This window comes from Nitratireductor lacus, assembly GCF_056431025.1.
Genome location: NZ_JBWKMB010000028.1, coordinates 20016 through 45885, shown reverse-complemented (window position 1 = coordinate 45885; position 25870 = coordinate 20016). Strand labels below are relative to the sequence as shown.

23 protein-coding genes and 1 pseudogene are annotated in these 25870 nt (G+C 55.3%); 8 read left to right on the top strand and 16 right to left on the bottom strand.

What is annotated here, in order from left to right; all coding sequences use genetic code 11:
* Positions 1 to 133: 133 nt before the first annotated feature.
* From AC07E3_RS19255 to AC07E3_RS19220, 8 genes and pseudogenes are all read right to left on the bottom strand, one after another.
* Positions 134 to 759, bottom strand: a pseudogene (locus AC07E3_RS19255) (IS5 family transposase); the annotation flags it as partial.
* Positions 760 to 892: 133 nt separating this feature from the next.
* Positions 893 to 1600 (bottom strand): hypothetical protein, encoded by a 708-nt coding sequence (locus tag AC07E3_RS19250; protein WP_478364125.1) that lies wholly within the window; start codon positions 1598 to 1600, stop codon positions 893 to 895.
* Complete coding sequence (locus AC07E3_RS19245) at positions 1597 to 2436, bottom strand: FkbM family methyltransferase (protein WP_478364123.1); 840 nt, start codon at positions 2434 to 2436, stop codon at positions 1597 to 1599. Before AC07E3_RS19245 ends, AC07E3_RS19250 begins: the two co-directional genes overlap by 4 nt.
* Entirely contained in the window at positions 2433 to 3551 is a 1119-nt protein-coding gene (locus tag AC07E3_RS19240) for a glycosyltransferase family 2 protein (RefSeq protein WP_478364121.1), read from the bottom strand. Before AC07E3_RS19240 ends, AC07E3_RS19245 begins: the two co-directional genes overlap by 4 nt.
* Positions 3552 to 3584: 33 nt before the next feature.
* The gene (locus AC07E3_RS19235) at positions 3585 to 4523 is read right to left on the bottom strand and encodes a glycosyltransferase (protein ID WP_478364119.1); all 939 of its coding nucleotides are present in this window, start codon (positions 4521 to 4523) and stop codon (positions 3585 to 3587) included.
* 93 nt (positions 4524 to 4616) lie between these two features.
* Positions 4617 to 5036, bottom strand: coding sequence for a dual specificity protein phosphatase family protein (locus AC07E3_RS19230; protein ID WP_478364117.1), 420 nt, complete (start codon positions 5034 to 5036; stop codon positions 4617 to 4619).
* Complete coding sequence (locus tag AC07E3_RS19225) at positions 5033 to 5485, bottom strand: NUDIX hydrolase (RefSeq protein WP_478364133.1); 453 nt, start codon at positions 5483 to 5485, stop codon at positions 5033 to 5035. Before AC07E3_RS19225 ends, AC07E3_RS19230 begins: the two co-directional genes overlap by 4 nt.
* A gap of 25 nt (positions 5486 to 5510) precedes the next feature.
* A complete protein-coding gene (locus AC07E3_RS19220; RefSeq protein ID WP_478364115.1) occupies positions 5511 to 6125 on the bottom strand; it encodes a hypothetical protein in 615 nt (204 codons plus the stop codon).
* A 265-nt stretch (positions 6126 to 6390) separates the two neighbouring features.
* Here AC07E3_RS19220 and AC07E3_RS19215 point away from each other — a divergent pair, with 265 nt between their 5' ends.
* Positions 6391 to 7440: a hypothetical protein gene (locus AC07E3_RS19215; protein WP_478364113.1), complete on the top strand. Its 1050-nt coding sequence runs from the start codon at positions 6391 to 6393 to the stop codon at positions 7438 to 7440.
* A gap of 40 nt (positions 7441 to 7480) precedes the next feature.
* Here the strand turns inward: AC07E3_RS19215 and AC07E3_RS19210 are convergent, their stop codons facing one another.
* From AC07E3_RS19210 to AC07E3_RS19190, 5 genes are all read right to left on the bottom strand, one after another.
* Positions 7481 to 8425 carry a hypothetical protein gene (locus tag AC07E3_RS19210; RefSeq protein ID WP_478364111.1) on the bottom strand — a complete coding sequence of 315 codons (945 nt, stop codon included), beginning with the start codon at positions 8423 to 8425 and terminating at the stop codon, positions 7481 to 7483.
* Positions 8426 to 8630: 205 nt separating this feature from the next.
* On the bottom strand, positions 8631 to 10787 hold the full coding sequence (locus AC07E3_RS19205; protein ID WP_478364109.1) for a peptidase domain-containing ABC transporter: 2157 nt from the start codon (positions 10785 to 10787) through the stop codon (positions 8631 to 8633).
* A 2-nt stretch (positions 10788 to 10789) separates the two neighbouring features.
* On the bottom strand, positions 10790 to 11995 hold the full coding sequence (locus AC07E3_RS19200) for an HlyD family secretion protein (protein WP_478364107.1): 1206 nt from the start codon (positions 11993 to 11995) through the stop codon (positions 10790 to 10792).
* Positions 11996 to 12114: 119 nt separating this feature from the next.
* Positions 12115 to 12279 (bottom strand): hypothetical protein, encoded by a 165-nt coding sequence (locus AC07E3_RS19195; protein WP_478364105.1) that lies wholly within the window; start codon positions 12277 to 12279, stop codon positions 12115 to 12117.
* An 89-nt stretch (positions 12280 to 12368) separates the two neighbouring features.
* Positions 12369 to 12980, bottom strand: a complete 612-nt coding sequence (locus tag AC07E3_RS19190) for a recombinase family protein (RefSeq protein WP_478364103.1) — start codon at positions 12978 to 12980, stop codon at positions 12369 to 12371.
* A 131-nt stretch (positions 12981 to 13111) separates the two neighbouring features.
* Here AC07E3_RS19190 and AC07E3_RS19185 point away from each other — a divergent pair, with 131 nt between their 5' ends.
* The 3 genes from AC07E3_RS19185 to AC07E3_RS19175 are packed head-to-tail and all read left to right on the top strand — an operon-like array spanning position 13112 to position 16370.
* Positions 13112 to 13732 carry a recombinase family protein gene (locus tag AC07E3_RS19185; RefSeq protein ID WP_478364101.1) on the top strand — a complete coding sequence of 207 codons (621 nt, stop codon included), beginning with the start codon at positions 13112 to 13114 and terminating at the stop codon, positions 13730 to 13732.
* Between the two features lie 14 nt (positions 13733 to 13746).
* Positions 13747 to 15399 (top strand): transposase family protein, encoded by a 1653-nt coding sequence (locus AC07E3_RS19180; protein WP_478364131.1) that lies wholly within the window; start codon positions 13747 to 13749, stop codon positions 15397 to 15399.
* Positions 15393 to 16370 (top strand): ExeA family protein, encoded by a 978-nt coding sequence (locus tag AC07E3_RS19175; RefSeq protein WP_478364099.1) that lies wholly within the window; start codon positions 15393 to 15395, stop codon positions 16368 to 16370. The genes AC07E3_RS19180 and AC07E3_RS19175 overlap by 7 nt, the downstream gene beginning before the upstream one ends.
* 211 nt (positions 16371 to 16581) lie before the next feature.
* Here the strand turns inward: AC07E3_RS19175 and AC07E3_RS19170 are convergent, their stop codons facing one another.
* Positions 16582 to 17133 (bottom strand): recombinase family protein, encoded by a 552-nt coding sequence (locus AC07E3_RS19170; protein ID WP_478364129.1) that lies wholly within the window; start codon positions 17131 to 17133, stop codon positions 16582 to 16584.
* 166 nt (positions 17134 to 17299) lie between these two features.
* Between AC07E3_RS19170 and AC07E3_RS19165 the strand changes: the two genes are divergently transcribed.
* The 4 genes from AC07E3_RS19165 (at position 17300) to repC (ending at position 24551) form a co-directional block, all read left to right on the top strand.
* Positions 17300 to 20278 (top strand): Tn3 family transposase, encoded by a 2979-nt coding sequence (locus tag AC07E3_RS19165; protein ID WP_478364097.1) that lies wholly within the window; start codon positions 17300 to 17302, stop codon positions 20276 to 20278.
* A 450-nt stretch (positions 20279 to 20728) separates the two neighbouring features.
* Positions 20729 to 21970, top strand: a complete 1242-nt coding sequence (gene repA, locus AC07E3_RS19160; protein WP_478364096.1) for a plasmid partitioning protein RepA — start codon at positions 20729 to 20731, stop codon at positions 21968 to 21970.
* A 78-nt stretch (positions 21971 to 22048) separates the two neighbouring features.
* Entirely contained in the window at positions 22049 to 23044 is a 996-nt protein-coding gene (gene repB, locus AC07E3_RS19155; protein ID WP_478364094.1) for a plasmid partitioning protein RepB, read from the top strand.
* 190 nt (positions 23045 to 23234) lie between these two features.
* Positions 23235 to 24551, top strand: a complete 1317-nt coding sequence (gene repC / locus AC07E3_RS19150) for a plasmid replication protein RepC (RefSeq protein WP_478364092.1) — start codon at positions 23235 to 23237, stop codon at positions 24549 to 24551.
* 43 nt (positions 24552 to 24594) lie between these two features.
* Here repC and AC07E3_RS19145 read toward each other — a convergent pair whose 3' ends face one another.
* Positions 24595 to 24804, bottom strand: coding sequence for a hypothetical protein (locus AC07E3_RS19145; protein ID WP_478364090.1), 210 nt, complete (start codon positions 24802 to 24804; stop codon positions 24595 to 24597).
* An 85-nt stretch (positions 24805 to 24889) separates the two neighbouring features.
* Complete coding sequence (locus tag AC07E3_RS19140) at positions 24890 to 25831, bottom strand: recombinase family protein (protein WP_478364088.1); 942 nt, start codon at positions 25829 to 25831, stop codon at positions 24890 to 24892.
* Between the last annotated feature and the right edge of the window lie 39 nt (positions 25832 to 25870).

Genomic DNA, 25870 nt, shown 5'->3' with positions numbered 1-25870 from the left:
TCATCAGATGCTGGCCTCCTTCCCAGCCAGCATCTTGAATCACAAAATCGGCAATCCGGGAATCCCTACCGATTCAGTCAAGCTCTGAACCGCTCTAGGCCTCAGTGTCTGAATCAAAATGAGTGTCGTGTTTTCAAGGCCTTGCGAGCCTGCGGGTGAGCAGGCGAATATTTGCGATGAAGATCCAGGCCTCGGCGGATGCGATGGTTTGTTCGAAGTCCTTGGCCAGCCTTCGGCACCGACCGAGCCAGGCGAAGGTGCGTTCCACCACCCATCGGCGTGGCAAGACCTCGAAGCCTTTGACGCTGTCCGAGCGCTTGATGATTCCAGCGTGAACGTCCCGACCTTTTGCAATGCGCCCCTCAGCTTCGGCCCGGCATAGCCGCCATCGGCAAAGACATGGCGCAGCCAACGCCAGCGTTTGCGGATCGATTTCAGGACGACGGGTGCGCCGTCACGGTCCTGGATGTCGGCAGCATGGACGATGAGACCGACCAGCAGGCCAAGCGTGTCGACGACGATATGGCGCTTTCTGCCGTTGATCTTCTTGCCGGCATCAAACCCACGAATTCCACCGCTTTCGGTGGTTCGCACGGACTGGCTGTCGATGACGCCGGCGGTGGGGCTTGCCTCTCGGCCGGCCCGTTCGCGCGCCGCCATCACCAGTTCATTGTTGATCGTGCGCAGCAGGCCGTCGTCACGCCAGCGGTAGAAATATTTCTGCACCGTCGAGAACGGCGGGAAGTCCTTGGGCAGAAGGGGGTCGGCTCCGGAAGAGTGTGAAATGACACCCTAAGCGCCCTTGGTGGGTCTCGGCCATATGAGACCTCAGAACATAGCCATTTCTAACGGAAATGGGTGTGTTCGAGCACTCTGGTTCGCTGGGCGTCTATCATGATCCAAAACCACCCGAACCGCGCGGGGGTACGCCACAGGTCGGAATTGAATGCGCTGCAATCATCCGTGAGATTTCTTCGACTATCTCAGGTGCAGAATTCCTTGAGGTATCGAATTCATACATCCGACCAGCTTTCTTAAAGGATCTACGAAATGACGACAAAAATCGCGCTGTCGCTTCTGGCGAGGCTGTGGTCTTTCTATCGATAACGGTCGCATCATCTCGTCGTCTTAGTCTGGACGATCTGACCTCATGCGGTGCGTATAACAGAATATGAAAATCAAAGCGGCGGTATAAGGGGCGCAGAAAGAGTGCAAGGTACGATAAGGAATATAGCCGGCACGAAACTCCATAGGCTATCACGCGGTCAATATGCGATTCACAAAGGATCACATCACATTCGCCCTTGGGCCAAGAGCGGTCAAAGAAAGCAGCTAGGCTGTACATCGAATTTAATAGAGCACTTGAGTGGCTCTTATTGGCATCAAAGCGGTCGAGATATCGGTGAAACCAAGTGCGATGAATAGCGCCCTTGCACCGTGTGACACGATAGCCGCCTGCCTTCAACCTGCTTTCTAAAAGTTCTACTACTGTAGTTTTTCCGCAGAGATCCGGACCATCAACCACAATCGAAACTGGTCTTGCATTAACAACTCGTCGAATAGAGATATCTTGAGCGATTCGCCCTTCAGCAACGTTCATATGGGGTCCACCTGGTTGCCATCACCCATTCTCCTACTCGGGAATTTGGCGTGTGTATCGTGCCACCCAGGCTTTCCGAGCAGAAATGTTAGCACTCTCACCAATCGTGCGCTCTTAACCAACGGTCGATCGCCAATCAAACGATGTCGAATTAAAATGGGAATGTAGAAAGCGAAAGCTAGCGGCAGCGAAAGCCACCGGCCAGGCGCTTCCTCACCAAACAATCCGCTGGTCGCCCATGAGAACCTTCGTTCGACATATGCACCTTCGAGAGGTGGGTAAGGTGAGACTTGAGTGTGTATTTCATGTTGAGGAACAATTTTAAACCTATTATATCCTAGAATGGATAACGTGCGCAACTCAGTCCATATGGCTCTCAACGATGTCTTTGATGATTCGAGTGATATGTATTGTGGCTTAGAGGAAGACTCTCTAAATCCTTGCAATGCTATTAAATCGGTTCCTTCTATATCTATTTTTGCGTAATAGGGAATACCATGCTTCTTTATGATCTCGTCCATAGTAATTGACCGAACTTGGCATCCAATACTTGGTGCCCCCTTTCGCTCATTTCGGGCTTTCCATTGCTTTTGTGTCGTATTGAACTGGCTATTGGATGCATTTTTGTACAACGTAGCAGTTCCTGCATGCTCAGAAATCGCTGCGTTCACAACCAAAAGATGACCAGATTCAATATAAGATGAAAGACGCGTGGACGATATTTCACAAAGTTCAGGATCGGCATCCACGCCTACAACCCTGAAACCCTTTTGTAGATAAAATTCAGCATCAGTTCCGTCATGCATACCAATATCATAGATAAGCTTTGGATTCATTTGCTTATATCGACAGTCCCTTGAGATCGCTTTCGAGATTCCCTATCCAGCACCGTCGCAGGGATCCTGTGCCCTTCTGCTATTTGAATGCGTCCCCACGATTGCTGCTTCGAGGTATTATGCAAATGGCGCCTACCAAGAAGTTCCGCAATGACACCAAAAGCAACAGATAAATCTCGGATAGGCTTCAGAAGAAGCCAATCAATCCAGCCTGGCTTTCGGATAAAAACTCGTTGGATAAGGAACGCGAGAAGTGCCGCGGCTATAATTACCAGGCCAAATGGGTAAACGGAAAGCATTGTAATAGAGAGTAGTAATAGAAGTGGTCGCCATAACAGAACGTGAATACGGGACCAACGGGACATTGATCGAAATAGTTTTCCATATCGTCGTCGGCACATAACAATGCCACGTCCGGATAGAATTGACTTTCTTAGGAGATCCATAAAGGACAACGGATCACGATGGACCACCGCCATGTCGCGACAGAAGATAGTGGGATATCCTTGGCGTATCATTTCAAGTTGGACATTAACGTCTTCGAACGCTTTTCCTTCAAAGTCGGCGTCATAAATACCAACCGCCTGCGCTGCGGAGACGCTGACGACCATATTGCCCCCTGCGCAAAGCGCATGGGGATTTGCCGTTAACGTGTGCGCCGCTCCTTTAAGTTGACTTAATTGAGTTTTGCTCGACTTGCGCGCTTCCCGCTGGCGGACGTAGCCACCTAATCGGGACGATGACTCCTCGACCCGAGGACCGAATATCAGCCCCGAATTAGGAAAGTGGGAGACAGCGCTCCATAAGGCGGCGGACCACGTAGACGTTGGAAAACAGTCATCATCTAGGAATGCGATAAAGTCTGGTGAATACGCGTGTGCGAGCTCACGAACCGCAAATGCTCTGGCCTGCCCTATACTGAGGGGAATTTCGGGTGTGTAGACGTCCAACCCTAATGCCGAAAGCGCCCTTGCGCTCTCGGTGGCTGCCTCGCATGGCCCACACGATAAAATCACCGTGATCGGCCAGCTGCATTTGGCTGCAGATAATGCCGTAGCGATCGCATCTATGTTGTTATGCCGTGCATACGATATAATGCATGCGACAACTGTCATGTTTACCATCGTTGATATGAATAAAGCCTTTGATTAAGTTATTGCTCGAATTAACTTGTCTATAACCTTTGATGTTCTGAGTGGGAAAACCATACCGCGTCCATTTTCAGAGAGATTTTCCAAATAATATGGTTGACTAAAAAGAGGGACAATAGCCTCTGCGATGCATGACTCATTTGCGTCTGAAGATACTTTGATTCCTGATACACCGTGGATGACCCGCTCTTCGAGTGCCGCGACATTAGAAACAACTGGAACCGCTCCCATTGCCGCAGCCTCCAGTGCAGCTATGCAGCACATTTCCTCATAGTTAGTGGGGTAAAGGAAGCAACAGGCTTGCCCAAGTAACTCTAGGTAACGCTGCCTGGGCAATGGACCGTGATGGATTACGCCAGGAACTCTTAATGAGTCTGCAGAGACGTCATTCTTGAAGAAGTTGGAAGCATCATTCTCGCTGTAACCCCATAATTCGTAACCACCAGTGATGTGGAGTACAGCATCTGGCCAGTGTTGTCTTATCAGAGGCCAAGTCCTTAGCAGTCGGTCCAGGCCCCGATATGGCGCGGAAGTATGGATAAAGCTAAAAGGTACTTTATCATAGCTAAGGTCAAAAAGACGATCTTCAACGCCGCAAGTTCCGATAAAAAACGGCACATCATTTGGAAAGAGTTGGCCCAAGCGTTCATACTGGGCCCACGAAACGTACCAGATCAGATCGCAATTCTCGCTTGAGATGGCGCCCGCATCACTAACGTTTCTATCGCCGAGGAAAAGAACCTGACGATCTGCCCTGCGCTTGCCACGTAGAATCGTCGGTTCTCTACACGCAACAATTACGTCATATATGCCTTCTTGGCTCGAGAACGCTTTTATTGGCGCATAAGAAACCCCGTCGTGTATTTCACGAGAGGGGTCATGTGAAAATACCTCAACTGCATTTCCTCGCCTTGCGAGTTCCTGGGCCCAGAGCACGAAAGTGGTTTCATTTCCTCCAAGCCCAGGTCCGACTAATGCGCTGAAAGAAAGTCTGGTTGACTTCGGTGAGATTATCGCGATCCGCACCTGCTACCCCTGTGTGCCCGAATGTATCCTGCTTCGTAAGAATGGAATCGCCTCATAGCCTGGAAGAGGTGCTCCCCTCGATGCCTGATACATCAATATCGCCCGCTCAAGGTCCCGGTGTTGATCAGCAAGATATGCAATCGCAAATAGCCCCGTTCGGTCGGTTCCGTTCATGCAATGAACGAAAATCTTCTGGCCATTCTTCTGCAATGAGCGAACGAATTTAACCAAGCGCTGAACTCGCGCAAAAGGGAAATCCGATTCCCAATAAGACAGCGGAAAATGGATTAACCGCACGCCACTGTACTTTGTCGGCTCACTTCGGCGCAAAGATACACAAACGGTCACGCATAGGTTCGCCAGATCGGCCGCGGCTGGTTGCGGCCCAATCCAGAGGCCAGCACCAAGCTGGAAAATATTCATAGGCCTGATCGCCTTGCGTTGGCGATCTGCCATAGCGCTTGCGCATCCCGAAGCTGATCCGATCCGTGGTCGCCCCATTGTAGAAGATTTGCAACTTCTTCTGGAGGGTGAAATTCTCGCGCGTAATGTTTGCCAGTTGCCGGGTCAGCAGTTTGCGGTAGAAGCCTAGAGATGGCTGCAACAAACCGCACCTGAGCAAATGACCGACGATTGTCTCGGCTCATCTCGTCGACGTGAACATAACCCAGCAATACCGGGTATGAAAACTCTGCTTGGGCTTCTTCCATGCACTCCCTAGTAAGGGTCTGTAGCCAATCTTCCCCGTTCTCAGGGTGCCCACCTGGTAGGTTATAGCGACCAGAGTCATTCAAGACGAGAACTAACCCATCATCGTTATACAGGACGCCATAAACCTGTTCTACGGGCAGAGATCGCGGCGGGAATTCCATGCTCCACTTGACAGAATACTGAGTGTCACTCATACTTTTTATTCTCTTCAATTTTTTCTGAGATTCGCTCTACAAGATTTCTCACAACCTCATCTGCATTTTCACCATTATTCTTAATGATTTCATATCCATTTTTTATGCAGAATAATTTATATGCCGCGCAAAGTTTCAAGTACATTGCCCGATCCTTTCCAAATCTCCTTACGTCCCTCAAATCAATATTCTCGACTGAATGCCTGAAGCGATATGCACGGATGCCGATTCGGCTGTCAATGAAGACCGCGAGATGTGGTCTCGGCAAGAACCTTGAGACGATGGCAGTGAAAAGAAAGCCAGCTCGCCGCCTCATGACCAGATCGTATGCTAAGACCCTAGGCCAGTAAGTCTCTTGAAGAGTGATTGAGGAACTCGGAGGTCTGTAGAATGAGTCGCAGATATAGGCGGCATGAAACACTATGCTCTTTGCCCAAGCATGGATATTTGGCCTCTGCGCCCACTCTACCAGTTCGGCAATCCACCCACGCGAAAGAGAGGTCCGACTGTAAACGACTGTATGTCCAATCTCCTCTAGAGATTGACGTAGAGCTGTGGCAATTGTTGATTTACCCGAAAAATCGGGACCATCGATCGCGATCAGCATCAAATTCCTCGTGGCCTCGGTTAGCCTTCGACTGTCTCCAGCTGCTCAATAGCTGGTCGCCAGCTGAGCAGACGTGGCAGACGAACGCCCTGCGCACAGGAATGTGCCGAGCAATCGACACCATCAGTACCGAAAGAATCAATTTGTGCAAGCTGGCCGCCTCCACTTACCCACACTGCAGAAATGACCTACAAAGCCGGCCTCACTAAGTGAGCTTGTCCTTTCTCCACCATGGGTGCCGCCCCATCAGCAAGGGTTCTGCAAAGTGAACGCCGATCTAGCGAAAATTGTAAGAGATTACTTCGATTCTCACTTCCGGAATCAAGCAGATGCGTTAGCCGCAACTGGCTCGCAAGCCCTTGGAATTGCTAGCTCACGGTCCGACATAGATCTTGTGCTCCTTGCCCAAAACTCATCTGAACTCACCGCAAAGGACGGCACCTACGTTTGTGACGTTATTTCTGGCCGACGGGTAGAGACGCTGGTGATCACATATGACCGCCTCGACCGTATCATCCGAGCTGCTGACGACCGGGATTATAATCGGCTGAGTGATGATGAGAAGCGAGAGGTGGAACGGTTAGTCTCAGCCACGCCAATTGTTGGACACGAAAAATGGCAACAGGCCATGGCCAGCTTTAGACGCGAGCAGTACACTCAACAATTGGTGGAGGACTACCTGAGGGTCGCAGCAGCAAATTTCGAGGACTTAGCAGGCGTCTTGCTCGACGGCGATTATCTCCTGGGGGTCGATTTCTATCGATTTCTAATTCAGACGGAGCTTGAAGCACTGCTTTGTCTTTGTGGTGATACCTATGGAAGAAGAAAGTGGATTCTTCGTAGATTGATGAAAAACGCGAAAATTAGCGCCGAAATTTGCGATGGATTTAAAGAATTTAACTTCAACATGATTAATGATAGGTTTAGCTCTATAGAGGAATGGATGGGGGATGCTCTGTTATTTCACCAGAATATTCAGTATAGTATATTGTCACTTCTGCATTCATTGCCGCCTGTAGATCATACGAATGTTTCGGGTGAGGACGACGGACCCGTCATTAAAACAAGGCCGGCACTCCTTGTGTCAAATTCCAATAAAAGATGGTTTGTCCGAACAGAAAGTTCTGACAGCATGATCGATAAATTAACTGCCGCCATACTTTTGGCGTGTCATAAACCAATAACGTTGCCCGCATTGATGAGATATATTCAAAATCACCCTTTCTCGGATGAATTCTCAACTGAGGAGCTTTCAGCAATTGCAAGGGATCGCGTATCGCAGCTCTCGGATGCACAATTGCTTTACAGCACGTGAGGAAAAGAAAGCGCAGAACTCAGGCACTTTGCCGCTAGGCTCACTCATAAGGAGCCGGACCAAAAAGCAGGCTTAGATGCTCGGGAGTGATCTTATCCTGGGTGGGCGGAAGAAGCTCCAGTTCATCTATCGCTTGGCATATCTGTGATAAACTCTCAGACATCAGATCGGCAAAATCATCCCAATCGTTCTCCGACATTGAGATGGCCGCTGGCGAGGTTGAAAGGAGTGAGTGCACCTGTGCCAGCATTGCGTGAATAGATTGAATGGCGGTTCCTGTTCGCTCTGTGTTCCATACCTGCCTGGTATAAGTTGATAGAACTGTCTCTGCGAACGGATGATTGAGGTTCACGTGCCGAAAAACGTTCAGTGCGTAGGGGAAGCTCACACGCAGATGCGATCGTAAGTCGAGTTCGCCGCACCGGGATTTCATTACGGAAAGCCGTATATAGTTGTACAGGATCGCTGAAAGCTCACTGCCCCACGCAAGCGATGCATAATCCAGTATAGCCGGTACCGTGAACTCTGAGGGCGGTGAGAGAACTGGCGCCTCTTGTGAGCTTGGTGAGATGCCAATGTCCAAGAGGCGCTTAATCAGATTGGGCGGGCCGGCGCACACTTCCTTACTTCCGACCAGCTTCGAATTGGCCTCAACATAGCTGTACAAATTCTCTCCGGATGGGTCCGGAGGGATCGGCGGTGAATCGGTTTCTGAAGCGAAGAACGTGAGATCGATTAATCCCTGAGATAATTTCGATGTGAGGGCGACATAGGGTGGAAGAGTACGGTCTGCACCCATCAGATTCGCAAGCAACCAAAGCTGCGGCGCTCTAAATCCGGCGTATCCGGTCCGGAGTAGCTGAGGAACGACGTCTCCAGACGGGCTGGGCCATGTTCTCTTTTGCACACAGCCGGCAAGGCATTCGAAATAGGCGGTGGTGGCGTTGATGTGCTTCGTCAAGTGGCGCAGTGCGGCCGCATTCATTGGCTTCTCGTGGTGATGACGGGAGCCAGGGAAAGGGCAGCGTTTATAATCCGACGAGCCGGGGGGAAAGAGCAGTGAACGGCCCTCCAGGACTGTCCTGCCATCGATATCCAGGCCTTCCATGGGTAGGAACGATCTGAATGCGCTAAATGCGAGCGGGAAGCTTATATTGACCGGATACGGAATTGATGGACTGTCTTGCATGTCAATCACAAGGCTCTTCACGACTAATCTCGCTGAGTTCGGTCAACTCGCGTGTTGCAGAATCGAGGTTGAAGACGCGGTCGGCCTGCGCAATTGTCGATTCGCGGTGCGCGGTCATGATGATGGTCTTGTTAAGACGTCGCAGTGCAGAAAAAATCTGACCTTCGGTCTTCTGATCCAGGTTGCCGGTGAATTCATCCAGCAAAAGCGTGTCCGCCTTCGAGTAAAGTGCCCGAGCGAGAAAGATTCGCTGCTTCTCACCCACTGACAACATCGTTGAGTTGGAAGAAAGGATTGTGTGTAGCCCCATGCGCAATTTGGGCAAGAACGCGGACATGGCTGAAGCTTCACAGACTCCCTCTATCAGTTCCATATCGGGATTCGGGCTGAAGTGAGAGATATTCTGGAGGACGGTTCCACTGAAGATGTGATCCTCCTGCATGACGGTGGCGACATGCTGAACGAGCGAACGTCGATGCCAATTTTGCAGGGGCTGCCCAAACCAACATATCTCTCCAGCATCTACAGGCAATAGCCCGGTGACCACACGCAGCAAGGTGCTTTTCCCGCAGCCTGATTGCCCCGTGATCGCAATGATTTCTCCTGGCTTCACTTCGAACGACACATTCCGAAACAGCCTTCTGGAGGTCCGATCAAACCGGAATGCAACCTCGGAGCACGACAAAACCGTACCCCTCCTGGGCTGCAAGTTAACCGACGGACCGACAGCATCGGTAGGATGATCGTCGGCCGGGGTATCGATTTTAGACGGAGCGATCATAGGATCTCGCTCCGCAACCAGCAGCGTGCTGAGGTCAGCCAAAATATAGCGGATATCGACAAGGCCCGTTAATCGGCGCAGCAAGTTGGCCAAGCTCAAAGTGAGGAAGGCCTGGTACAGAGAGAAAGAAAGAAACACGGCGAACGTCGCGGCGCCCGACAGGACTTCATAGCCAGCCAGCGCAACCAGCACACAACGAGCGACGCTCAGCAACGCATTTCCAGCCAGTTCCGCGCGGGCCAAAAGACCATTCAAAGAATCATGAGCCGTGGCGGCACGGCGGTACGCCGCCTGCCAAATACTCGATCGTGGCACCTCAAGGCCATTCAGCTTGACGGCTTGAATGTTACGCAAATTATCCATGAGAATAATGTTCTCATGGCTGTCAATCGCCGCCGCTCGGCGAAACCGTTCTATCCGATCTCTCTGAACAATGGTGACAACAGCACAATACGTTGCGGCAACGAGAAGGAGGGCGGTGCCCAGTCGAACACTGATTGCGAACGTAGCCACCAAAAGGACGCCGACGACAAGAAGGTCAATAAATGCTTCTATGACGCCTTCGGAGATAATCTGCCTCACACGGCGGAGATTCTGATAGTACCGCGCGATCATGCCCGGTGTTTTACGCATGAAGAAACTATAGGATGTGCGGAATATGAGCTGATTGAGGACATTCGCCAGAACCGACTCTACGTCGGCAGATAGGGTGGCAATGGCCTTATGTTTTATGAACGAAAAGACCGAGAATGAGAGAAATAGAACCAACGATATAGAAAAGACAATATAGAGCGCCCGATAGTTGGATGGCGAGACTGCGAATTCGAGAATTGCACGAATGTACAATGGGAAAAGCATCACTCCCATAATTGTGATCAGCGACAGGAGTGAACACAGCAGTAGCCTTACAATTGCGTTAGGGGCACTGAGGAATAGATCGCTTATGGAGATCTGCGCAGCTTTCTCAAACTGCGATAGCGGTTTGGAGGCCGAAAACTCCACAGCAACGCCGGTGAAAAAGCGTGACAGCTCATTGGCTTTGAACGTTCGCGGCCCCAATGCAGGGTCGAGGATGAAATACGTGTCCTGGCGAATTCGCTCTAGAATCACGTAGTGGTTAAACCCCCAATGCAATATGAGCGGCGTTCTTAGAGTGCGCAGCCCCTCGATTTCGGAACGTACCGCACGTGTAGAAAAACCAAGTTGGCCTGCGGCCGATAATAGCTCGGGTAGCGATGTCCCTTCGGCTGATGTCGGGAATCGAGCCTTCAGGACCGCGAGGTCATAATGGCGACCATATGCACTTGCAGCCATCGCGAGGCAAGCCAGTCCGCAATCCGCGACATCCTCCTGATACACAAGGGTAGGATTACGCATAGTCACCGTCCAAGCAGCAAATCGACGGGTCTAACTTGACGAGGGTTGAAATAGACCGTGACTTGCGAGCCACCCATTCCCCCCCAATCAGGGGCAACATGTCCTGGTATCGCTAATGGACTCAGAGAGACCAAAAGTGATTTGCTGTCTGATCGAGGCGTCGCGATCGAAGTTATGTGAGCGTCCCAATTTTTTAGTCCCCAATTTAGCGGAAATTGGATCGTTGCGGACTGGCCCTCTTGAAGTTGCACAGCCACTCCTGCTGGTAAAAGGGCTTCTATGACTGGCTTGGCTTCCGCCGCCTTGACCTTGAACAGCACTTCGTGGCTGGAAACGCTTTCACCTATTGCTGGCGGTGTTGAAATCACCGTTCCATCGATCGGAGCCTTGATATTTTGACCGGAGAGTTCTCGAAGCTGCTCCTTCTTGAGAAGCAGATCGGCAATCGTAGTACCGTAGTCTGCATTGGCGCGTTCTATCTCAAAGCGCAGACTGGCAAGATTCATTCTTCGGCTTACTGATCCTAGATGTCCCTGTTCGATGTCCATTTTAGATTGCAGTGCATCGATCCCGGTTTTTGCAGAGTTTATCTGGTCTTCGATCAGTTTGCGCAGCGACGTTAATTGATTTGCGTGACCTTTCTCCGAGACGCCGATGAGCTCGGCATGAAGGCGCTCCGCGGTCACGAAGCTAGAAGTCAACTCAGAGGCAAATTGCTCTGAATTACTGAGATTGTCGGCCTCTTGGCGCTCAAGCTGCGCAATTTTTTCGAGGGTAGAATCTAAGAATCCCTTTGTACGTCGAAGAACTGCGAGCTTGGTGTCCAGAGTGGCAAGCTGATGGGATAGTGACGTCTCTGTGTGAACACTGGAGTCCGGCACCACCTTTGCTAGTACATGCCCGCGGGTGACCGATTGATGCAGCGTCACGCTGACATCTTCAACGATACCGGGTTGATCGATAGTGACATCGATTGTGGCAGGACTCCACGTGACATACGCTTCAGATCGATATGTTACGGGGAAGGGAACGAAACAGCCAGCTATGATCAGAGCTGCCGCAGTTCCGACGCCCCCTAACCAGAGAAGCGGGGTCCATGTGGCAAATCTGCTATCTGTCCCAATTATGTCAACGTAAGGAGCCTCGTTGACGCCTTCCAACGCCGCCTTACGAAACAGTGCTGCCGAACGGTTCGATGAAATGTTCATTACTTATTGAAGCCAATACGCTGCTCTGCCTCCGTGCAGAGAAGCAAAATGGGCAGCTCTCGAAGCTGCCCATAAAGTCCGAGCGTCCGAGCGTCCGTGCTCGGTATAAGCGTTAGCGATCAGGCCTGAATGCCGCCACCGCCGCCGCTGCTCCGGGAACCGCCTGAGATAAGCAGCATCTCCTCAGCTGTCAGATCGCGAACAAGCTCCTTGTCCAGCGCCGTGCACCGGGTGCGTTCGGCGCGTTCAGTGCAGTCCGTTTTTTTGGGAGTACGAAAGTTCATTATTATCTCCAAGTATATGGAAGTGCTGATGATTGTGCCTAACAGCACCCAGTGACAATGCCCTGCGACTGCTTGCAATGCAAGAGTGTTTAAACGCCGAGAACGCGTTTGCCATAGTCTCTTAGGTTTCCCTTTGGATCGACGTAGCGGTACAAGGTCACCGGCTTGATCCTGAGTTCTTCGCAGAGTTCAGCGACGGCGGTGTCCCGATTGGCCATGGCGGCCTGAGCCAATCGGACCTGAGCCCTGGTGAGGGCGAATCTCCGGCCACCCTTGCGGCCCCTGGCCCTCGCAGCCTCGAGGCCGGCCATCGTCCTTTCCCGAATGAGCTCGCTCTCGAATTCCGCCAGGGCGGCGAAGATGCCGAAGGAAAGCCGACCAGCGGCGGTGGTGGTGTCGATCTGGGCGCCCTGGCCGGTCAGCACTTTTAACCCGACGCCGCGATCGGCGAGATTGGTCACCGTTTTCACCAAATGATGAAGGCTACGGCCCAGACGATCGAGCTTCCAGATTACAAGTACATCACCGTCGCGAAGGGCCTTGAGGCAGGCTTCCAGTCCTGGGCGGTCATCTTTCTTCCCTGATGCACGGTCTGAATAGATATGTCGCTCTTCGACCCCCGCCCCGATCAGAGCGTCATGCTGAAGATCAAGCGACTGACTGCCGTCGGCTTTGGAGACCCGAGCATATCCAATCAGCATGTTTCACAAACGAGCGTTTTTCTTGCGGGTACGATGAACAGCGTCGACTGCAGAAATTTTCGCCAGAAAACCCGTTGCGAATTTCTCCATCAGGTTGCACCCTGTGCTCGTCTATTCTGACTGAGGGAACAATGCTGATCGGATATGCACGGGTGTCGAAGGCAGACGGCAGCCAGTTGCTGGACCTCCAGCGCGATGCGCTGATCGGGGCCGGTGTTGACGCCGGTCGTATCTACGAGGATCGCGCGTCCGGACGCAAGGATGACCGACCGGGCCTTGTCGCTTGCCTGAAAGCGCTTCAGCCGGGCAACACCTTTGTCATCTGGAAGCTCGACCGGCTTGGCCGCGATCTGAAGCATCTGGTGACGACCGTCGATGATCTACGCGAGCGCGGCATCGGTTTGCGTGTTCTCGCGGGGACTGGTGCCGAGATCGACACGACCACGGCCAATGGGCGGCTGGTCTTCGGCATTTTTGCGGCGCTCGCCGAATTCGAGCGCGAGCTGATCGCCGAGCGCACCCGCGCAGGATTGGCCGCCGCCCGCGCGCGTGGCCGCAACGGTGGGCGGCCACGCAAGATGGACCGCGAGATGCTTGGCATGGCGATGAACGCGATGGCCGACCGCGCAACGAATGCCGCCGACCTGGCGCGCCGCCTCGGGATCACGACGACCACGCTCTACATGTACGTCAATGGCGACGGCTCACCGAAGGAAGCCGGGCAAAGACTGCTCGACGGTGGTGCTCCGTGAGCCGCGGCGGCGGCATTCCGGCCGAGGCGCTTCTTGATCTTCGTCGCCGGCTGGATCAGTTGCCGCCGCGCCATGTTGAGCGGAGGGTCCTGGTGGATGGTGCGGCGCGTTTGTTCGGCGTGTCACGCGCCTCCGTCTACCGCGCGCTACAAGGTCAATTGCGCCCCAAGGGATTGCGCCGAACCGATCTGGGAGAGCCGCGCAATATCCCGCGCGCCGATCTGGAGCGCTACTGCGAGATCATCGCCGCGTTGAAAATCCGCACCTCCAATCGTAAGGGGCGGCACCTTTCGACCAGACGCGCAATCGAATTGATCGAAGGCCATGGGGTTGAGACGCCGTCAGGCTTGGTGCAAGCGCCGGCCGGTCTCCTGAACAAGGCGACGGTCAATCGGTACCTGCGGCTTTGGGGCTACGATCATGCCCGAATGACGCGGGCGCCTGCGGCGGTGCGCTTCGAGGCACGCACCAGCAATGCGCTGTGGCAGTTCGATATCAGCCCCTCCGATCTCAAGGAGATCGACCAGCCGCTCTGGGTCGATCCAAACCGCAAGGGTACACCGGTGCCGATGCTGTTCAGCGCAGTCGATGACCGCAGCGGCGTTGCCTACCAGGAATATCGCTGTGTCTATGGTGAGGATGTCGAGAACGGCTTGCGGTTCCTGTTCAATGCCATGGCGCCGAAGGAAGGTAACGAGGCCACGCTGCAGGGGATTCCCGAAACGCTCTATCTGGACAACGGGCCGATCGCCAAGAGCGGTGTCTTCCAGACAGTGATGGAGCGGCTCGGCGTGCGCGTGCTGACCCATATGCCGGCGGGATCGGACGGTCGCCGTCCGACGGCGCGCTCCAAGGGCAAGGTCGAGCGGCCGTTCCGGACGGTGAAGGAAGCGCATGAAACACTCTATCACTTTCACAAACCGCAGACCGAGGAAGAAGCCAATGCCTGGCTTGCCCGGTATATCGAAAGCTACAACGCCCAACCGCATCGGCGCGAACCGCACAGCCGTCTCGAGGATTGGGTGAAGAATTTGCCGACCGACGGCCTGCGCCAGATGTGCTCATGGGAGCGGTTCTGTGCCTTTGCGCGGGAGCCAGAGACGCGCAAGGTGGCAGGGGATGCCCGCATCCGCGTGGACGGCGCCTTTTACGAGGTCGATCCGGACCTCGCCGGCGAAACCGTGACGCTGTGGTGGGGGTTGTTCGACCACGAACTGTTCGTCGAGTTCGGTCAAAAACGCTTCGGCCCCTACCGCCCGTCAGGCGGTCCTATTCCTCTGCACCGCTATCGCAAACCACAGAAGTCAGCGACCCAGCAGCGCGCCGATCGGATCGGCGATCTGGCACAAAAGATATCGATCCCGCGCGCCGCACTCAGTGGTTCTGAGGCAAGTCTGGTTCGAACCGCGGATGTGCTGCCGTTTGCAAGTCGTGCCTTTGTCGATCCCGACCCCTACGGCCAGTTCACCTACGCCAATCGTCTCGATGCGTTACGCGGCATCTCCGACATGCTGCACCGGCCGCTGGCCCGGCTCGGCGAAGACGATCTCGCCTTCATCAATGCCCTGGTCGGCCGCACCCTCGACAAGGGGACAATCGAGAAAGACATCAAAGCCCGGTTCTTCCCCAAACGACCGGCATCGCAGGAGGAGAAACCGGAATGCTGACCGCTGAAATAATGGAGCGTTACGAGCTTGCCAAGGACTGGCGGGCGGTGGGATTTTACGAGACCGAGAACCACCGCCAGATCGCGCGGGCCGTTCGTGCGGGGATTGGCGCAGGGCGTCTGATTGCCATCACTGGCCCGGTCGGCATCGGCAAGACCGTCTTCCTGCACCGCCTGCAGGATGAAATCGCCAAGGAAAAGAAGGTCATCGTCGCCGAGAGCCTGTCGGTCGACAAGGCGCGGACCACGGTGCCAACGCTGATTGCCGCCCTGTACTACGACCTCTCACGGGAGAAGGAACCGAAAATCCCCACCCAAGGCGAAAAGCGCGAGCGCGAGCTGCAAAAGCTGGTCGCGGCACGCGGAAACAAGCCGGTTGTCCTCTTTGTCGATGAGGCGCATGATCTGCATGGCAAAACGCTGAACGGGTTGAAGCGGCTGATGGAAGTCATCGCCCGCGGTGGCGGGAAGTTATCCGTCGTGCTTGTCGGTCACCCGAAACTGCGCAACGATTTGCGGCGGCCCATCATGGAGGAGATCGGTCACCGCACCGATGTCCTTGCCTTCGACGGGCTTGGCGAAGAAGCGCGGGCCTATCTCGACTGGCTGCTGAAAGCCTGTGCTGTGGAGAAGGCCGACATCGGCACCTTGATCGAACCTGCGGCATTGGACCTTCTGGCAAGCCGTTTGAGCACGCCGCTCCAGTTCGCCGAGCACCTCAACCGCGCCTTCGAGGAAGGCTTTCGACTCGGCGACAAGCCGATCACCCCGGAGATCGTTGCTTCCACGCTGGCACCAGACTTCGACGATCTCGAACCACGGCTCACCCGGCAGGGCTATTCCGTGAAAGTGCTTTCCGACCAATTCCACGCCAAACCAAGCGAAATCCGCCACTTCCTTGATGGTCAGCTCGATGCGGGCCGCACTCGCGAACTGGCCGATCAGATGCGCATGGCAGGGCTGGCGCTGTGAGAAAGGTCCTCATTCTCATGGCCTTGCGCCCAGTCTCAACAATGTGAGCCCGTCGCAGATAATTTGAGCCCATTCTCATTTATTGTGAGCCGAAGCGATTTTATAGTCTCAAATAATGTGAGCCAGAAATCGCGATGATCTCAAGCTCAAGCGCCGATAGTCTCAAGCCGCTACATGTAGTGCTTGTCCGCCAGCTCGTGTTTTCGACCAGTCACCGGCTGGAAAGCGCTTCATAGAGAGCGGTCTTCCCGACTTTCAGGCGCGCTGCCGCTTCCCGCACCGTTAGACCGTTCGCGACCAACGCTTTGGCGCGTGCGAGCTTGTCGGATGTAACGACCGGCTTGCGGCCTCCTTTCCGGCCGCGCGCCGCCGCCGCCTTTAGCCCTGCCGCCGTTCGTTCGCGAATAAGATCGTGCTCGAACTCAGCAAGCGCGCCGAAGATGGTAAAAACTAGCTTACCGCCCGGCGTGGTCGTGTCGATGTTTTCGGTAAGCGACCGAAGCCCAACGCCGCGTTCCTGGAGTCCCGTGACGGTTTCAATGAGGTGTGGCAACGATCGGCCGAGCCTGTCGAATTTCCACACCACCAAGATGTCCCCTTCGCGAAGATACGCTAGAGCTTCGGCCAAGCCGGGCCGTTCCGCTTTCGTGCCGGATGCGACGTCCTCGAAGATTTTCTCGCACCCCAACTTGGCCAGAGCATCGCGCTGCAAGGTCAGATCCTGGGCATCGGTCGAGACACGAGCATAGCCGAGTGTGGGCATAGTGGAGAGCATTCAGTCCGTTTATCCGTCCGGCAATCTTTCTGTCCGCCTTTCCGTTGTCAAGGCATGTTTGCGGACATTTTCTGTGGATGCCGTCAAATCTCCGTTTGACGGACAGCGCAGTGGCCACCCCTACTACCCCGCTGGGCCAGCGGAGAGAGAATAGATGGCGCAACGACCTTTGCTCAAACCCGACCGATGGTCCGCATTGCTCGACGCACCATCGGATGAGGAGACCCTGATCCGCCACTACACGCTCGGACAGGCAGAGCTCGATCTCATCCAGGCGAAGACATCGGCTCACAATCAGCTTGGTCTGGCGATCCAGCTCTGCCTGATGCACCATCTCGGCCGAAGCTGGCGGCACGGCGAGACCTTGCCGTCCGCAATGATCGAATTCGTCGCCGAGCAAATCGATGTCACGCCCGCCGTCCTGGCTGAATACGGTCGCCGGGAACAAAACCGCCGCGAGCACGCCCTGGAAGCGCAGCGCCATCTTGCTCTGCGTCAGGCCAATAGGCATGATCACCGAGCAGCTCTGACTGCGGCGGTCAGTGCCGCCGGTGCCACGGACCAGGGAATGCCTATCGCCGAAGCCATGATCGCCGCACTGCGCCAACGCGACGCGCTGTTGCCGGCAATCGATACACTCGACCGTCTTGGCCGTGCCGCGCGCGCCATTGCACGCCGCCGCATGGAATCTGCACTGCTCGATGGTCTGTCGACAGAACGATTGTCGACCTTCGATGAACTGCTCACCGTTGACCCAGCTATCCGGATGACCCGACTTGCATGGCTGCGAGCGCTCCCAGAAACGCCGAGCGAAAAGAGTCTGAAGGCTCTGATCGGGCGGCTGGTGTTCGTTCGCCGTTTTGGCATCGATCACGATTGCCGGCACCGCATCCATCCCGACCGCTGGGCCCAACTGGTGCGTGAAGGCAACGTCACGCCCAGTTGGCTGGCGAATGATTTCAACGCCGGGCGCCGGCGCGCGACGATTGCAGCCCAGCTCGTCGAACTCCATGGGCGGCTGACGGATGCAGCCATCACGATGTTTTGTAAAATGGTCGCGAAACTGTTCTCTCGCTCCAAGGTGCGCCGTGATCGGCGTCATCTCGATGCCCGTAAAGAAAGTGCGCGGCTATTGCGCCTGTTTCGGGATACACTGGAAACCCTGGCCGAGGCCAACGAGACAGGCGAAGATGCGATTGATCTTCTGGATCGCGAAATCGGGTGGCATCAGCTGGTGCGGGCCAAGACTGACGTTGACGCCATCGTCAAAAAGACTGACACTGATCCACTCTTGGGCGCGGCCGAACGCTCCGACAGTGTACGCCGGTCGGCACACATGATCATGCAGATTTTCACGTTCCGCTCGGCACGCAGACATGATCCCTTGCTGTCGGCAATCGATCTCCTACGCAAACACCATGAAGCTGGCCGCCGGAGCCTGCCGGGCAAGGTTCCAGTTGGTCACCTCAAGCCAAAGATCCGCAGCGCAGTCTTCGTTGGCGGCAAGCCGGACCCTCGACTGTATGAAGTCGCCACATTTGCAGTGTTGCGTGATCGATTGCGCTCAGCTGACATCTGGGTCGAAGGTGGGCGCACCCATCGGCCCCTCATTGCCCATCTGGTATCCGAACCATCCTTCAATGTCCGGAAGGAAGCCGACGATCTGCGCCTCGGCGTCCCATACGATGCCGATTCCTGGCTGGCGACGAAGCAGCGGGAAATGGATTTCAAACTGAAGCAGCTTGCCTTTCGCGCCCGCACGGGAAAGTTGCCCGGCGTACGAATGGCCGAGGGCAGTTTGATTGTCTCGCCGCACCGGTCAAATGTGCCCAAGGAAGCAGAGGCGGTGAAGTGGCTCTGCCTCGACCGTATGCCGCAGGTCGAAATCACCGATCTGATTGCCGAGGTCGATAGCTGGACCAGGTTTTCCGAGTGCTTCACGCACTTGCGCACCGGCGAACCAGTTCGCAGTCAGCCGGCGCTTTACGCAGGCATTCTCGCCGACGCGACCAATCTCGGTGCAAAACGCATGGCCGAAGCCTCCGATGGTGTCAGCGCTCGCCAGATCGCCTGGGCACGGCTGTTCCATCTGCGCCACGAAACCTTCAAGCCAGGCCTGGCCCGGATTATCAACGCGCACCTGAACCATCCTTACGCACAAATCTGGGGCGCCGGCACGACATCTTCCTCGGACGGGCAGTTTTTCCGAGCCGCCGCACAAGGCGCAAAAAGAAGCGACGTCAATGCCCATTACAGTGGCGATCCAGGCGCCAAATTCTACACCTGGATTTCCGATCAGCATGGACATTTCTACATCCTGCCGATGGGGGCCACTGAAAGTGAAGCAGCCTATGTACTTGACGGGCTCTACGGCCATGAAAGCCAGCTCGAGATTGAAGAGCACTATGTCGATACCGGCGGGGCCAACGACCATGTGTTTGCGATGTTCGCCGTTCTTGGCAAGCGGTTCGCACCGCGGCTTCGTGATCTGAAAGATTGGCGCTTTCATGTGTTTGATGACGCCGGCACCTATCCTTTTTTGAAACGTCATATCGGCGAGCGCATCGAAGCCGATGCAATCCGTGAGGCTTGGGACGAAATCTTGCGGATCGGTGTGTCGGTCGAGGATCGGATTGTTGCACCCTCGACCGTGCTGAAAAAGCTCGCCGCCCTGCCGAAAACCAATGTGCTGTCACGGGCCATGCGCGAGATCGGTCGCATCGAGCGAGCGCTCTTTATGATCGAATGGTATTCCGATCCGGCGCTGCGCAGCCGCTGCAGGGCAGGCCTCAACAAAGGCGAAGCCGGCAACAAGCTGACACGGGCGGTGTTTTTCCATGAGCGCGGCGAAATCCGTGACCGCACTTTCGAGAGCCAGGCGTTTCGTGCATCGGCCCTCAACCTGGTCGTCAGCGCCATTATCCTCTGGAACACGATTTACCTGTCCCGCGTCGTGGATCATCTCCGCGCCGACGGACATTATCTACCGGCCGATCTGCTGCGCCACGTCTCTCCACAGATCTGGGAGCACATCAATCTGATAGGCACCTACGACTGGAGCGGCAAGGCAAGGCCGCCAGAAGGAGGGTTTCGACCAGTTCGCACGCCACAGCGGACATTTCTGGCAGCCTGATCCCGAAATGTCATCCTTCCGGGAATTCCTGTTTTGTTCACGGATTTCGGACACCTACGCACTACTCTTGTAATCACCCCCATGAGGCGGAATCGGTCATCCCGGCAGTTCTGCCGGGGTCGCACCCCTTATGGTGCTGGAACCGTTCCTTGCCGGGGCTTTGAGGCGACTCACTTTGCTGAGTCGGGTTCGGGATTGGCGTAATTCTGCGGTTTCAGGACAAGTCGCGGCCGATTGCTGGCGCCGATGCGCCCTGCCCCGTCAAAACTGCCGGGATAAGATCCTGACCTGTGCCTGCGGAATGCTTCAGGTAAGTCATGGAAAATATTGGGAGAATCGGTCCAAAACGGACAGCCATCGCCATTTCGCCCCGACTCGCATTAAGGTTTCATTAACCAAAAACCGCTTGCGCCCAATCCGGAATCACCCATAGTAATAACGCTTTCCCGCATGTTGTCTTGGAAAAAGCGTTATTTCAAGGAAAGAGAGAATTCGGTGGTTCCGATCATAGAGCAAGACGAGTTGGATTTCGACGAAGAGATCATCCAGCAGGGTGAGTTGATCTCTGATCGGTTGAACATGCTCCGTTTGGAACAGTACCCACCTGACGCGCAAAAAGGACTGCGACTGTTCTCGCTTGCCGAGGTGGCCGATTTCATCGGTGTAACACAAAACCACATCAAGAAACTCCATCTCGATGGAAAGGGTCCCGATCCGACAGTGTCTTCCTCTGGAAGGCGTTCCTACACGGCAGAGCAAATGCTCGAGCTTCGCCAATACCTCGACAAACACGGCCGCAGCGACGTGAAGAATTACGTGCCGCGTCGACGTGACGGCGAGCACCTGCAGGTGATCTCAGTTGTCAACTTCAAGGGTGGTTCGGGAAAGACAACAACCACTGCGCATCTCGCTCAGTATCTCGCCCTTACGGGACACCGTGTTCTCGCGATCGACCTTGATCCGCAAGCGTCGCTAACGGCACTTCATGGTGTGCAGCCTGAGCTCGACAAAAATCCTTCGTTGTTCGAAGCGCTGCGCTATGACGATGAGCGGCGCTCAATCAAGGACATAATCCAAGCCACAAACTTCCCGGGATTGGATATTGTTCCTGCGAATTTGGAACTCCAAGAGTACGAGTACGAGACGCCTCTCGCTGCTGCCAATTCGCATGAGGGCCGTCTCTTCTTTACGCGCATCTCGAAGGCCTTGAAGGAAGTCGACGACCAATACGACGTGGTCGTAATCGATTGTCCCCCGCAGCTCGGTTATTTAACACTGACCGCCTTGACCGCCTCCACTGCCGTGCTCATCACCGTTCATCCTCAAATGCTGGACATCATGAGCATGAGTCAGTTCCTGCTGATGCTCGGCGGCATTCTGCAATCCATCAAAGGCGCCGGCGCCAAGGTAAAGCTCGACTGGTTCCGTTTTCTTGCGACCAGGTATGAGGCGACGGATGGGCCGCAGGCGCAAATGGTTGGCTTCATGCAGGCGATGTTCAGCAAGAGAATGCTGAACAATCAAATGGTGAAGTCCACTGCCATATCCGACGCCGGCATCACGAAACAGACGGTCTACGAAGTCGAGCGTGCTCAGTTCGTGCGTGCGACCTATGATCGGGCGATCGAGTCCCTAAACGCGGTGAACAGTGAAATCACAACTCTCGTTCACAAGGCCTGGGGTCGAAAATGATCGAGATTTTGACAGCCGTGCAAATCGCCAAAAAACAAAGTCAGTTCAAGAAGATATCTTCGAATTCGGGAATGACGAATGGCTAGGAAGCACCTTCTCGCAAACATTAGCGCGCAGCCAACCAAGCCGGCGGAATCCGCTGACAAAGGCGAGTCGCGCGTGGAGTACGCGCGGCGCGGCGCATCACGCTCAATGATGCAATCGCTTGATGATCTGGCTGAGAACTCGATGCGAGTTCTTGAGGGTGATGTGGTCGTTTCACTTGACCCGGAAACGTTAGACCCCTCCCCTTACCAAGACCGAATTGGTGAGGATCGAGCCAAGGATCAGGAGCTCCTCAAAGCGATCAAGGAAGCGGGCCAACATCAGCCTGTGCTTGTTCGTCCGAATCCCAGCGATAGCAACCGTCATATCATTGTGTTCGGACATCGTAGGGTGCGAGTGGCAAAGAAGCTCGGCCAGAAGGTCAGGGCGGTTATCAAGCCTCTCGAAGAGATCGCCCACGTGGTCGCGCAGGGCCAAGAGAACTCGGCCAGAGACGATCTGAGCTTTATTGAGAAATCACTCTACGCAAGACGTTTGCAAGAGTCCGGCATCGACAAGGGCACGATAAAAAGCGCGCTCACCGTTGATGACACCTTGTTGTCCAGAATGCTGTCCGTAGCCGAAACGGTCCCTGCCCCCATTTTGGATGCTCTTGGCGCCGCCAAGGGCATCGGACGTGATCGTTGGGAAGACCTCAAGAAGACAGTACAAGCCCCCGCGAAATCCGCTCAAGCTCTGGAACTGGTTCAATCGGACGCTTTCACGGAACTCGACGAAGCCGATCGGTTCGGCTTTCTGCTTGAAAAGCTAAAGGCCTCCGGATCGAGGAAGCCTAAGAAACAATCGCCAGCGGAAAAGGCCTGGAGTCTGTCCGACGACTCCGTGAAGGTTTCGACCAAGGACAGTGGCAAGGCTTTCACCTTGGCGTTGAAGGCCAAGGACGCTTCACAGTTTGGCGCCTATCTCTCGAGGAGACTAGAGCGCCTCTATCAGGAATTTCAGGAAAACGGAGAGGAGGGCGGCGACTGAATCAACGGCCGAAACCTTCGGCCAAGGGAAATTTGGCAAAGAAAAAGGCCACCGAAATCGCTTCCGGAAGCCCATTCCTTGTGTAGCAGCTAGAGAATCGCACTTCCGAGAATCACAGTCAAGGCTCTTTTGAGTCGTGAGCGCCTTTTCGGCGAGCAGTTTTCTATTGCCTAGCGATAGGTGAGATAAAATGCAGACGCATGTCACAACGACGCCCTTTGGGCGGCGGCCGATGACGATTGGCCTGATGGCAAAGCAAGTCGCCGCGAAATCCATGCCGCAAGGCGCCAAGGTCGAGAAGTGGAAGACCTTTCACGCGATCCGGGATGCCAAGGAGCCGCTTGGCGCCACAGATCGTGCTTTGGCGATCCTCAACGCGCTGCTGTCGTTCCATCCGGAGAGTGAACTGACATCTGAAGGCGAACTGATCGTTTGGCCTTCCAACGAGCAATTGACGGCCCGGGCAAACGGTATGTCGCCGGCGACCCTTAGACGTCATCTGGCCTGCCTGGTCGACTGCGGGCTGATCATTCGCCGCGACAGCCCGAACGGAAAGCGGTTCGCGCGCAAGGGCAGGGGCGGCCAGGTCGAACAGGCCTACGGCTTCGATCTCTCGCCGATCGTCGCTCGCGCTGAGGAGTTCGCGGAGCTCGCAGAGGCCGTCCAGGCCGAGAAACGCGCCTACAAGGCCGTCAGAGAACGCCTGACCCTGTTGCGGAGGGATATTGTCAAGATGATCGACGCCGGCATCGAGGAGGGCGTACCGGGTAATTGGGGCCTGATGACGCGGACCTATCAGGAAATCATGTCCAGGCTTCCCCGCACGGCGCCACGTCAGGTCCTCGAGACCGTCTGCGAGGATCTCGAATTGCTCTGGGTGGAAGTCCATGAAGCGCTGGAATCATTCACGAAATCAGAAAATATGAGCGCCAATGAGTCTCATTCTGAGCGCCACATACAGAATTCAAACTCAGACTCCATATCTGAATCTGAAAAAGGCTCTCGAAAAGAAAATGAAGCGAGCGGCACCGCCGAGGAAAACGACAACCTGCGGAGCTTGCCGAAGCGGGAGTTGCCTTTGGGTATCGTGCTGGATGCGTGCAAGGGCTGGCGCGATCTGGCCAAAGACGGGGAAATCCGAAACTGGCGGGACTTTTTGGCGGCCGCGGAGGTCGGTCGCGTAATGCTGGGGGTCAGTCCAAGCGCCTGGCGCGAGGCCTGCGAGGTTCTCGGCGACAAGCATGCGACGATTACGCTCGCCGCGATCTATCAGCGGGCCGATCAGATCAACAGTCCTGGCGGCTATCTGCGCAGCCTGACCGACAAGGCCCGGAAAGGGAAGTTCTCGGCATGGCCGATGATCATGGCGCTGCTGAATGCCAAGCTCGAGGCGGACAAGGCGGCGGCCCAGGCGTCTTCTCAGACCCAGCAACCACCAGAGAGCCGGGAAGGGGGCTTTGAAGTGTCCGATGCTCTTCGTCAGTCGATGAAAAAGTGGAATTCATGACGCGCATCGGGGCAAGAATGCCGGTTTTCGCCAGGCCCGTGAGTCATTCGCTGTCGACGAGGCAGTCAAAAGCATCGAGCAGGGTGTCGACGATCGTCTGGCCGAGAGCATTGGCCGCGCCGGAGAGCTGCGCTTCGTCACCTGATCGGGCGGCCGTTGCAAGCACAGAGCCTTGCTCAACGATGATCGTGTTGGCGCGATCGATCGCCCATTGCGCAAACTCCTCGCGATTGTTGATGACCATCGTATCCATGAGTGTGCTCCCGGCTTTACGGTTTGTTTGCCACGTTTCGCCTACGCTCGAGGCGCGCGATTTGTACTGCGTTCGCGCTTGTCTATCACCCCGGCACTTCTGCCTCGCCGGCTTCGATCAGGCCGCTGCGTTTTGCGCGGTCGATAAGGTTTTTGACGGAAGAGGGCGCCCATTTGGTTCCGCCCCGTGGCGTGCGCTCATGCAGCCGTTCGAGCTGAGTGCCTATCTCGCGCAATGTAAGCTCCGGATTGGACGAATGGATTCCGGCGACGAGCGTCATCAGACGATGCTCCGGCGGCCGTGGTGGCGACTTCCGCAAAAGTGACGCATCGGCCATGCCTTCCGAGACCATCCATTTGACCGCCCGCCGCAACCTTTCCGGCGTCCAGTCGAAACCGCGCTGTTTGAGAACCCGGGCAATGTCGTCCCACGTATGATCCGGCCGCATCCGCTTCACAGTCGGAAGCCATTGTGTGGCGGTTGCCTGGAGCCGTTCACCATAGGCTGCTTTCTGCGCCAGCTTCATCTTCGAGAGCATCTCAGGTCGCCGTTCGCGGATGCCCGGATTGCCTGGCAAGCGTCCTTTGGACTTTGCCGCTGAGATCCCGGCCTTGGTCCGTTCGGAAATCAACGCCCGCTCAAGCTGGGCCACGGCGCCGAGCACTTGCAGCGAGAACATGCCCTGGGGCGTGCTGGTGTCGATCGGATCGCTCAGCGATCGAAAATGCGCACCCTTTGCCGTCAGATCCTCGATGACATCCAGTAGATGGCTCACGGAGCGCGCCAGGCGATCGAGGCGTACCACGACGAGCGTGTCGCCGGCGGCGATATCCTGAACAAGCCGTGAGAGGGCAGGGCGGGCGCGAGAGGCGCCTGAACCGTGTTCCTCGACGATCGTTTCGCAGCCGGCCGACCGCAACTCCATTTCCTGCGCCTGTGTCGCCTGCTCGTCCGTAGAGACGCGCGCATAGCCGATAAGCCGTCCCTGTGGTCGACGAGACGTACGATTTCGTGTGTCAGTGGCCATTTGCAGCGCCTGGGAGATCATTGAGACCCGGATTTCCAA